9 protein-coding genes are annotated in these 11859 nt (G+C 36.0%); all 9 read right to left on the reverse strand.

Annotation, left to right across the window (positions count from 1 at the left end):
* Window positions 1-2 precede the first annotated feature (2 nt).
* Entirely contained in the window at window positions 3-1373 is a 1371-nt protein-coding gene (locus H6G44_RS08645) for a restriction endonuclease subunit S (RefSeq protein ID WP_190386111.1), read from the reverse strand.
* Complete coding sequence (locus H6G44_RS08650; RefSeq protein ID WP_313885300.1) at window positions 1373-1873, reverse strand: DUF3368 domain-containing protein; 501 nt, start codon at window positions 1871-1873, stop codon at window positions 1373-1375. Before H6G44_RS08650 ends, H6G44_RS08645 begins: the two co-directional genes overlap by 1 nt.
* Entirely contained in the window at window positions 1870-2118 is a 249-nt protein-coding gene (locus H6G44_RS08655; protein ID WP_190386110.1) for a UPF0175 family protein, read from the reverse strand. The genes H6G44_RS08650 and H6G44_RS08655 overlap by 4 nt, the downstream gene beginning before the upstream one ends.
* Before the next feature lie 39 nt (window positions 2119-2157).
* Entirely contained in the window at window positions 2158-2376 is a 219-nt protein-coding gene (locus H6G44_RS08660; protein WP_242031691.1) for a hypothetical protein, read from the reverse strand.
* Between the two features lie 118 nt (window positions 2377-2494).
* A complete protein-coding gene (locus H6G44_RS08665) occupies window positions 2495-4708 on the reverse strand; it encodes a type I restriction-modification system subunit M (protein WP_190386109.1) in 2214 nt (737 codons plus the stop codon).
* 83 nt (window positions 4709-4791) lie between these two features.
* Entirely contained in the window at window positions 4792-6393 is a 1602-nt protein-coding gene (locus H6G44_RS08670) for a bifunctional pantoate--beta-alanine ligase/(d)CMP kinase (protein ID WP_190386108.1), read from the reverse strand.
* 129 nt (window positions 6394-6522) lie between these two features.
* Window positions 6523-7662: a septal ring lytic transglycosylase RlpA family protein gene (locus H6G44_RS08675; RefSeq protein ID WP_190386107.1), complete on the reverse strand. Its 1140-nt coding sequence runs from the start codon at window positions 7660-7662 to the stop codon at window positions 6523-6525.
* Window positions 7663-8633: 971 nt separating this feature from the next.
* On the reverse strand, window positions 8634-9518 hold the full coding sequence (locus H6G44_RS08680) for a ParA family protein (RefSeq protein ID WP_190386106.1): 885 nt from the start codon (window positions 9516-9518) through the stop codon (window positions 8634-8636).
* A 114-nt stretch (window positions 9519-9632) separates the two neighbouring features.
* On the reverse strand, window positions 9633-11717 hold the full coding sequence (locus H6G44_RS08685) for a DNA translocase FtsK (protein WP_311138800.1): 2085 nt from the start codon (window positions 11715-11717) through the stop codon (window positions 9633-9635).
* Between the last annotated feature and the right edge of the window lie 142 nt (window positions 11718-11859).

The following is an 11859-nucleotide window of genomic DNA, read 5'->3' on the forward strand; positions in this document are numbered from 1 at the left end:
GATTATCCTTTTTGGGGTTGTGGTTTCTGGGGTGAGGGTATAGCAATTTGGCTTACATCTATTTTACCTGTTACCGCGTTGGTAATTAGGGAGGTGCGATATTCTTTTAATAGTTCTATGGCTTGTTTGATTTTAGCTTTTTGTTGGTCAATTTGGGTTGTTTTTTGGTCTAAATATTGAGATATTAATTTTTGCTCTTTTATAGGAGGAAGACAGATAATCGTATTACCCAATTCTTCTGCATTCAAATGAGGCTGGGCTGCTCTACTTTTTGCCAAATATATTTGACCTTCTAAAATATGTTTACTCAATAAATTTAAAGCAATATATTTTGAGTAAGCTTTAGTAGGAGTTAAAACCATATCGTAACCAGCAATTGCTCCAGCCCATTCATCTGGTACAATGGCAGAATCTCCTGTATAAGCTCCACTTCTTACAACTAGAATATCACCTACTTTAAGCTCTGGATTTCTTGACCAAGGAACTTTATCAGGATTTACTCTTTGTACTTTAGAACCATCAATTATTCCTCTATAAATATCTGTTGCTCTAATAATTGGTAAACCATCATCCAATTGTTCAGGAGGTTCACCCAATCCATATTTAATATCACCAATAAATTTAATTCTTATAGATTTCCAATGTTTCGGAATATCACCAAGCCACTCAATACCAGAATCTTTTATTGGTACGCTTGAATCTAGTCCTTTAGTGACAGCGTGACTGATAATTGCGGTGCGTTTTTCGTCGAGTTTTTCAATGAGGGTTTCTTTCTTTTTGATGAGTTCGTCTATTTGTTTGGTTTTATAGTCGAGAAATTGAGCGATCTTTTCTTGTTCGTCTAGTGGGGGGAAACCTAAATATAAAACTCCTAAAAATGCGCCTGAAAGCTGTTGTTGTGCTGTCCCATAAGAATAAAAATCTAATTGCTTTGACCATAATAGAGACATCGAAATATATTTCAAAAACTCAGCAAATATGTTTATTGGTCTAACAATTATCATTTGTGCATTAATAAATGCTGTTTGATACGGAACATTAGAAAACAACGCTGTTTGTCCAATAGTTCCACGCATAGTTACAACTAAGTCATTCTTAATTAATTTTCCCCGACTAAGAGATTCAAATTTTTCTAAAGTAATAAATTTTGTTTTTGAAGAAAAATTGAAAGCATTAGATTTAATATTGTCAGTGCTTAAAAAGGGGATTCCATCATCCTCTAAATCATTCTCATTAGGATAATTTTTTCCTCTGTCTCCGTCTATTAGTTTTGTTATTTGTTTTAATCGTTTAACTTCCCAATGCTCAGGAATATCACCCAACCACACAACACCAGAATCTTTATACTTTTGATAACCCTGATAATTACCCATTATTCCCCTTCCTTTTCCTGTGCTAAAAGTAAAATCTTGTCATATAAAAGCGGAGAAATCCAAAAAGTAGAATTTTCAATCAACTTATTCATCAAAGGCTTAACAGCCACAACAAAACCCCTTGTTTTCCCTTCTAATAAAACTCCTAATAATCCAGTAATTCTAATTCCTAACCGTTGTGCTTCAGCCCTTCCCCTGCGTTCATCAATTAATAATAAATCAGTCTTTAACTCCAATGCCAAAATAATAGCCTCCGACTCCCCATTATCTAACTTAGCTTGTTGTTTTAATTCATATACTTTATTTTTATCTTTCACAGTTTTAACCTCTAAGAAAGGAGATTTTTCTGCTTGTAGTTCACTTAAAAATAGGGGATGACACCTTGATAATTCTTCATAAACTGCTTGAGGAATAATCACCTTTTCATAAAGTGCCTGTAACAGAAAAATATGTTCAATACTAATTAAATTAGTAATCACAGAAGTATCACTAATAATCACAATCTTCCCAACTCCTGTAAATTCTGTAAATCAATCTCAAAATCCTCCAAATCATAACGATATAAAGGTATTTTCCGCGCCTTCAGTAAATCCCGAAAAGCATCAGATTCCATTTGTGCCATTTTAGCTGCATAATCAAAAGTTAATCGCCCCGACTCAAATAAATGTAATGCAATCTCCTGTAAAAATTCCGTAGGGGTTAACTGGGAAGCGTCTAAAAATTCATCTAAAATTACTAACGACATTACCAAAAGCTCCTAACTCTATATTTTTATTTTAGCTGTTCAGATCCCCGACTTCTTCTTAGAAATTCCTAGATCATTTTCCTTAAACTCAATATCAGCACAAGCACCATATAAATTAAGTATCCCCTGAGAATGAAGCATATTTTTTTGCTTTAAAAATTCCTGGAAATCAGTGTCAGAAAAAAAGTTGAGCATATCTTTCATCTCATCAAAATCAATCAAGCCATCTTTAAAAGCATCTAATACAAGATTAGCCAAGATTTTTTGGGATAAATTACCCCATTAATCAGGTATTTTATCTGTTAAATTATCTGGTAAATCAATTGTAATTTGCATAATTTGAAAACCTCCTAACTCTATATTTCTATTTTAGTCCTTAAACTACTTCCGCTAACATCGCCATAATATCCGATTCTAAGGCCTTAATATCATCCTCAATTACATCCAAACCACGGGGAGGCTGATATACATAAAAATGACGATTTAAGGGAATTTCATAACCTACTTTAGTCTTATCAAAATCAATCCAAGCATCTGGAACATGGGGTAAAACTTCCTTTTTAAAATACTCCTCACAATGCTCTTTTACTAACTTAACTAACTCATTTACACTCCCATCTTTACCATAATCTAAAGGTAAAGGTAAAGCAATATCATTTGGTAAAGAGACAATTTCCGTATCTCGCAAATTACTATCTGGTTCAGGATTCCCCTTACTATCTCTACAAATTTCCGCTTCTGGATCTGCTGTTCCCAAAGCTGATAAAATTGCTTTTTTAATAGGTGCTTTTAAATTTAAACCTGCTTTTTTTAAAACCTGATTTAAATCTTTTTCAAACTTATCACGGAATAGATAAAGTTTATTTGTATCTATTTTCTGTAAAGCTTCAATAATCTGAGTTTGGAGATTTTCACCCTCTAAAATTTCTAATTGTTGTACCTTTTCATCTTTCCGCTTTTTAGTAGTAGCTAAATTTTGAAAAGCTGTTTGTTCCCAAAGTAAAGCTAACCGCTCTTTACTAACTTGAAAATTTAATCTTAATGGACGTTCTACGGTAATCTTTAAAAAACCAAAATCCCGATTATCAAAGATTTTAGAACAAATCGGCTTTTCTATTTTACCATCATTTTTAATTTCACTAATACCATTATGTTGAAAATCCCCATACAGTCGCACCAGTTCGGTAATATGTTCAGATGATAATTCATTACGCTTATTACCTAAACTCTTTTTCATTTTTGAATAATGATGAGTACCATCAATAAGCTGCACTTTCCCCCGACGATTTGACCTTTTTTTATTGGTGACTAACCAAATATAAGTGAAAATTCCCGTATTATAAAACATCTGGTCAGGTAAAGCAATTACCGCATCTAACCAATCATTTTCAATTATCCACCGCCGAATATTACTTTCACCGCTTCCTGCGTCTCCTGTGAACAATGGAGAACCATTAAATACTATCGCAATTCGTGAACCATCACCGCCATTTTCTGAAGGTTGCATTTTTGAGATCTTGTGTTGAAGAAACAACAATGAACCATCATTAATGCGTGGTAAACCTGCGCCAAAACGTCCTTTAAATCCTAAATTTTTATGCTCATCTTCAATAAAATCTTGTTCCGGTTTCCACTCCACACCAAAGGGAGGATTAGCCAACATATAATGAAATTTTTTATCAGAATGTCCGTCATGGGGTACGAAATTATTACTTTTATTTTTGGCGTTTTTTACTCCTAATGTGTCACCATAAATAATATTGTCTATGGGTTCATCTTTAATCAATAAATCAGAACAACAAATAGCATAGGATTCGGGGTTATATTCTTGCCCAAATAGCCCTAAATTCGCTTCTGGGTTTTGGTTTTTAATATATTCTTCTGCTACTGATAACATCCCTCCTGTACCGGCTGTGGGGTCATAAACTGAGCGATAAATACCTGATTTAAAAACATCGGTTTCTTCACAGAAAACTAAATTTACCATCAAGCGAATTACTTCACGAGGTGTAAAATGATCTCCCGCTTCTTCGTTGGCTTGTTCATTAAATTTTCTCACCAATTCTTCAAATAGATAACCCATTTGGAGGTTAGAAAGTTTAGAAGGAGATAAATCTATTTCTGGGTTACAAAAATCTTTAATAATCAGATATAAGCGATTACTTTCATCAAGTTTTTGAATCTCGCTTTTAAAATCGAACTTTTCAAAAATATCCCTGGCTTTAGGTGAAAAACCATGTATATAATCAATTAAATTACTAGCAATATTATCAGCATCATCTAATAATTTTTGAAATGTGAATCGACTGGTGTTATATAAAAATTGTTTACGTTCTCCCCCAATTGCGACTTTAGAAATAGCTTTTTCAAAGGCCTCACCCTTTAATTTCATGGCTTCATATTTGGCTTTAGCTTCTATCACAGCTTGTTTATTTGGTTCTAAAACAGCATCTAACCGCCGCAACACAATTAAGGGCAACATCACCCGACGATATTGAGGCGGGCGGTAGGGTCCCCGGAGTTTATCAGCAATAGCCCAAATAAAACCAATTAAATCTTGATGATGAGAATTTTCTGTAATTGTTGCCATATTTATGGGATTTGTATTATAGTTACTTTCCCAGTTTTTGATTAAATTTGCAATGGTGAGTAAATTACCCACCATAATTGTAATTAATCAGAGAGCCGCTGATAATGGTTAATAATTTGTGCAGCTACTTCAGAAGCTGTTAAACCATCAGTTTCGACCTCAATAGCATCAGCAGCTTTTTGTAAAGGGGAAATCTTGCGTGTGCTATCTTTTAAGTCGCGTTCAGCAATATCCCGTTCTAGCTGTTCTAAGCTAACTTGGTTTTGATTTCGCGCTTGAAAGTCTTGATGACGACGACGGGCCCGTTCACCCACGGAAGCAGTTAAAAATATTTTAACCTCTGCATCTGGGAAAACATGAGTCCCAATGTCTCTACCTTCCGCTACTAAACCCCCCCGTTGTCCCCAACTCTGTTGTTGTTGGACTAATGCTTGTCTAACAGCACTTTGAGCAGCGATCGCTGATACTAGAGATGTTACCTCAACTGTGCGAATTTTTTCAGTGACATCTATATCATTAATCTGGACTTTTACGGGAGATTGCAGACTTTGACCAGGAGTGAGTTCAATTTTACACCGCGTCGCCAATTCAGCAACAGCACAATCATCATCAATAGCAATCCCCTGTTCCAGCACTAACCAAGCGATCGCCCGGTACATAGCACCTGTATCTAAATAAACCAAACCTAAATGATTTGCCACTTGACGAGCAACCGTAGATTTACCAGCACCCGCGGGACCATCAATAGCGATAATTGGTTCGCGTATTTGGTCTTTGTCGCGCAAAATCGTATTGTCAATTAACCGTGTAGAACCAAGACGAGCAGCGATCGCCAACATTCCTTCATTCTCAACTTTTTCTAAAAACATCAACGTAGTCGGTTCCACCAATTCAACATATTCCAAGCTGATAGCCCTAACTTTTGCGATTTCTTCCCGAACCAATGCTATTAGTTCACTACTGTGACGAACGCCAGCTTTAAACGCCGCTTCAGCTTGCCGTAAACCTTTAAATAACACTGTTGCTTGCTCCTTTTCTGTAGCCGTCAAATACTGATTACGAGAACTTAAAGCCAAGCCAGACACCTCCCGCACCGTGGGACAAACAACAATTCCTACTGGCAAATTTAAATCAGCTACTAAGCGTTTAATAATTGCCAGTTGTTGGCCATCCTTTTGTCCAAAATAAGCCCGGTCAGGTTGTACTAAATTCAAAAGTTTAGTAACAATAGTTGCCACACCAGCAAAATGACCTGGACGACAATTACCACACAAACCAGATATCATATCAGACGGAGGGACAACTTGTGTCATCTGAGTTTCTGCTATATTCTTACTAGGGATACCAATTTCCTCCGGAGTTGGGGCAAAAATCACATCTACCCCAGCTTGTTCACAAAATTGTCTGTCCTGTTCTAGAGTGCGGGGATAGCGTTGATAGTCCTCATTCGGTCCAAATTGCAAAGGATTGACAAAAATACTCACAATTACCGTCAAATTTTCTTGTTTAGCCCGTTTAATTAAACTTAAATGACCTTGATGTAAATTCCCCATAGTGGGAACTAAACCCACCACTGTAGGATACCAACTGGTTTGTTCATCATCATCTGGTGGCTTAATATGGCTTTGCCAGCGACGGCGATTTAAATAGCAGCGTAAGGCTACAACATTTGTCAGCACACGCACAAAATACCCCTAGTTCATTTCTATCTTTTCCCCCGTTAGTGTATATCTGATAGGGGAGGGAGAAGATAAATTAACCAGGGGAATTTAGGGGAATTTAATAGTAGAAAGCGAAAGGAGAATTTGAACCAGTTATCTTCCTAAAACCTCAAGATTGACCGGAGCAACACCGCTGCGGATCATACCTAATATTCGAGCAGCACCAGCGGAGAGGTCAACAATTCGCCCCCGGATGTAGGGACCCCTATCATTGATTCGCACGACGACAGAACGACCATTACGGGTATTAGTGACACGGATTTTTGTCCCTAGAGGTAAGGTACGATGGGCGGCAGTTAATCCTTCAGGATTATATCTTTCACCACTGGCGGTTTTATTGCCAGAGCCATCATAACCGTACCAAGAGGCCATACCCCGAAAATTGAGCTTGATATTACCTAAGGAAATCTGTCGCCCTCGTTTTAGCCCAGATCCTGATTTACGTACTGGTAGGTTAGCAATTTCTCCAATAGGAGACGCGTTACCCATCAGTCTTCGCAGTCTATTAGTTACTTGTAAGGCATCTTTGGCAAGATTAGTGGCTGGTGCCACGTTGTCACTATCGCTAGTATCTGCTAATCTCGTACTTGCATTGACTTCTACCAGTTCTTGACCGTCAATGGTAATGGTGTAGCGATCTACTGACGGTTGTTGACCTAAGAAGCCTTTTTTATTGGCTTTATTGTTAATTACGGAATTATCCGGTGTTTTCCAACTGACAGTAATCTTGCTTGCATCTACATTATTCTCGACTAGTTCGTTAATTCTAGCGGCTATAACACTAGCTTTCTGAACTGGGTCATTGTTAATTGTACTAACTTGTTTGTTAAAATCAACTTGATTGACAGTATTGCTAAAACTGGCAACTTTTGACTGGTTGGTAGTAGTATCAGTATGAGAATTGAGATTCTCACCACTGCCAATTACTCCAACTTTGGTTTCGTTGTTAGTAACTGGGGTAGAACCCAGGAAGGTAAGAACAGGAATATCCCGAACATAAAGAGTGGCTGCTTGTAAACCTTTAATACTGTGAGGGTAAATGCTGGCAGTCACAGGATTTGAGGTTGGGTTCTCTGTTGGGGATTGGTACTCTCCTACTTTAATGGCATCATGGGAAGATGATGCTTGACCAGTTGGGGAACTTTCTTGACTGGGTTGAGCTTGACCAATGGAGGGCAGACCCAAAACAGCTAGAAGTACGGCAACTGTAGTCCACAAATGTCTTTGATTCATGCGTCCGATTTTTAAAGCGACTTTAGAACTTAAGTTTTTTGATTAGCTGGTTTTTTCACTGTTGAACAGTGATTCTCCCTGGAAATTTGAACTGGTTCGACTTTCACTTTTTATTTTGTAACTCGAATACATTAACATGAATTTTGAGGCTTGGGGATCAGGGTTTTAGCGTAAGTCTGAATCAACTAGCAAGATTTTCTGCCAGCTTTGAGCTTGCAAACCGTTATTAATTCAGGATTTTGGCTATGTAACGTTTTTTTTCAGATTTTCTGATTTTCTTGTGGAAACTTAATCTTGGGCACTCGCCTAATTTAAACATTACTATCTAATATTGATTCTCAGTATTCGCAAATCATGAGGTATTAAAAAATTTATAATGTTTATCTGGATTCGGATGGAATTTTACTGGTCTTAGTTGCTATCATCTACGCAAAAACAACCTATGAAAAGGTGAGATTATCAAAATACTGGCGTTGATTTTACTTAATATATGAGTTTCTGTCTATATTTTAGATAAGTAAATATATTTAAGTAGTTAAAATAATTAGTAGTAATAATTACAGCTAAATTGAGGTAATAAAAGTGATTTAGCTCCAGTCAGTATTTATTCTTATCCCCAAATAAATGATTAATGAGACAATAATTAGGGGTGGTAAGCGCGTATGCACAAATACAAAAAGTATAATACATTACTTTTGATTTAACAATTACCGTAATATTACTAGTAATAAATTTTGTATCAATCAATTAGACTCATGTTTAACTAGAAAATCCATAAATATTGCCAATAGCACTTTTAAGCATTATTGAAAAAGAATATTCCCGGTATAAATCTCCTAAAAATTGTTGTCATGGTAATAATTAATTGGTTTTAGCGATTTTACAAAAAAGGGAACAGGAAACAGACAATTTTTGTAAAATCTACTCAGATACCCAACTTCTTGAAGAAGTCAGATATCTTATTTTTCCATTTATAACTTCTGCAATAATTCCTGAGTCAACTGGGTAAATGCCTTAGAACCGGCTGTATTTGGATTAAGTAAAGAAACAGGCATAAAACTATCTACAGCTTTAGCAACATTAACATCAATGGGAATTTGAGCTTTACAGATTTTATCTACGCCAAAATCTTCGACAACTCGGTGCATTACTTGTTTGTAATATCTGCCATTGAGAAGATTTACATTGGACATACTAAAAACAATTCCCAGCATTTTAATATCTATTTTCGCTTCTTGTTCATGACCTTCTTTTAATTGGGAAATGCGCCTTTCTAAAAGTTGAATTCCTACCACAGATAATGGTTCTGGTCTAGCAGGAAGAATGTAGAAATCGCTTGTAGCTAAAGCACTACGAGTCATAAGATTATAACCGGGAGCGCAATCTAAAAGAATAAAGTCATATTGATCACGTACGGGTTTTAAAATATCTCTAATTAGGACTCTTTCAAAACGATTCCAGATAGTTTCAAAGTCCTGTTCACCCAATGCTATAGATTGATTATGCAGCATTTCAGAAACCACAAATTCATCATATAAATCTATGTCTCCCGGTAATAAATTTAATCCAGGAAGATTACAAACTTGAGGTTGAATAATGTCATAAATTGTAAATTTTGCTTCTGGTCTGGGGTTGATAAGTTGATCTAGTAAATATCTCAATGTCTTTTTTTGTTTACGACGTTTAGTAAAATCTAGTGGTGACATTAAACTCAGTGTCGCACTAATTTGACTATCTAAATCTAAAACCAAGACCTTTTTTCCGTGATTTTTGGCTAAACAAGTGGCCATATTCACGGTAATGGTGGTTTTACCGACTCCACCTTTCATGTTTGCGGTTGCAATTACATATCCCATTTTTATTCCTCTACTGACGCTTTCCCATTAAGGTAGCGTTCATATTATCTAATAGATTTTAACTTTGGTGATGGTACTCAAACCCCAAACTTCTCCAAGAAATCGGGGGTCTTGTTAGGATAGTTTAATATTTTGTGCCAATAAACTCTGAAGACGTTGTAAATGCGGACCAACTTGGTAAACTAAATCCCCTTTTCCTATTAAATAAGCTGCTACGGTTGATGTTCCACCTAAGATGATTTTTGAATCTGCTTCGCTTTTGGTACTGAGTGCGACCCTTCCAGGTAGGTTAGTACGAATAATTGGGGTGACAATACTCGCTTCTGGACGTTGGGTAGAAATAATCAAATGAATACCTGCGGCTCTTGCCATCGCGCCTAAACGTTTGATACTTTGTTCTAAGATGTTGCGGACCTCTTTCTCTGCCATAAAATCGGCATATTCATCAAAAATACAAACAATGCGCGGTAACATTGGGGAGGAACGTTGATTATAAACTGTTAAATCTGCACATTTAGCTTTTTCAAATTTTTGATAACGAGATTCCATTTCTGCTACTAGTTCTTGCATTAATTCTACAGCGCGATCGCTATCTTTGACAACTGGTGCATATAACGACGACATTTGTTCAAATTCGGGAAATGTTACCCGCTTAGGATCAACTAAAGCAATTTTTAAATGTTGGGGAGAATGACGATAGATTAAACTGAGAAGAAGCGATCGCAAAAATTCACTTTTTCCGCTTCCTGTTGTTCCTCCCACCAAAAAATGACAGGTATTTGGATCTGATAAATCAGCCTCTAACAATTTACCATCAATACTCACCCCAATGGCAATTTTTACGGGTGCTGTTGGGGGTAAAAATTGCTTTTGAATAAAATCTTCAAATTTAGCAATTTGTCTATCTTGACGCGGTAAATCAATACTTACATAACCAGCTTGAGGTGCAATTAAAGGCGGATATTCTAACCCCAATTGTACTTGTAAATCAGCGGATAATTTGAGAATTGAATTTACTTTTACACCCGAATTTGGTTTAAGTTTGACTCTGATAAATGCTGGACTTACCGCAGCACCATGATACTCAACACCAATACCAAAAGATTGCAAAGTATTAACTAAATCTTCTCCTATTTTATCAGCATTAATAGATGTATCCTTCTGACTTTTAAAAGTATTTGAAAAACCTCTCTCCAAACCTCTCTCCTTGCAGGAGAGAGGCTTTAAATTCTCCCCCTTCCCTGGTAGGGAAGGGGGTTGGGGGGTTAGGTTTCCTGTTGAGTTTTCCAAATTTTGATCATGATTAGATTCAACATCAAAAAAAGTCTGACACTTTTGTTGTTGGGGACAAATTTCACATAAATAAGGTTCAGTTGTCATTGGTGGTGGGTTAGGATTGGGAGATTCCCAACTTAACCATTCTTGCATTTGTAATAATTTATAGGGAATTAATTGATGAACCGTATTTTCTAACTGTTCCCAAGAATATTTGTACTCTTTAAATTCTGGTAAAACACAATAAACAGCAGAATCAACAGGTGTTTTTTTCTGCTTCGATAACATATAACTATAGAGAGAGACTTGCGCTAATTGTGCTGCTGAATCTACAGGTTGATAGGTTTTAAATTCTACCATAAAAAGGCGTTTCAGTTCAAAATTAAAAACCAGACAATCAAACTCACCTCTGATTAATTGTTTTGTGCCATTAGGTAAATCAAAGTAATATTCTAAATTGTGTTCTCCAGAAATAAAAGTATTCTGAATAACTGTTTCCGCACTGCAATAACGACGATTGATGATCAACAATTCAGTAAACTTTTTAATTAATCCTTGTAAACCTTGCCAAACCTGTAGCAGTAAAGAGGCTTGACTCGCGTCTTTTGCAATTGCATTTTGCAAATAGGGAAAGAACTTAATTTGATAGAATAATTGTTGAATTTCCGATGTAATTACATCTACCTTTAATTGTGTTGCAGATGGATTAAATAAACTTTTAAATCTGGGTTCAATCAGCAGTAAATTAATAAAATCATCTGCTAATTTATGAAAAACATTACCAACACCCCCAAGAGTATCTTTAGGAGAGAATATTGCTTTACAATTAAAATGGTGATTGAGATAAAATAGTCGAGGACATTCAAAAGCTAATCTAACTTTAGTGGGAGTTAAAGATGAATTTTCAGATTTGTGATTTACCATATTAAATACACGATTGATAACATCAGGATCAGAAATGTTGAATGTCGTTACAAAACTTTACATATTTAAGTATACTAGTATTATCAAGGGTAAAAATGTCAACATTTCATAATATCTTCCATCCAATGAACATAACTGATTT

The organism is Aphanizomenon flos-aquae FACHB-1287, from assembly GCF_014698755.1.
Classification (GTDB): domain Bacteria; phylum Cyanobacteriota; class Cyanobacteriia; order Cyanobacteriales; family Nostocaceae; genus Dolichospermum; species Dolichospermum flosaquae.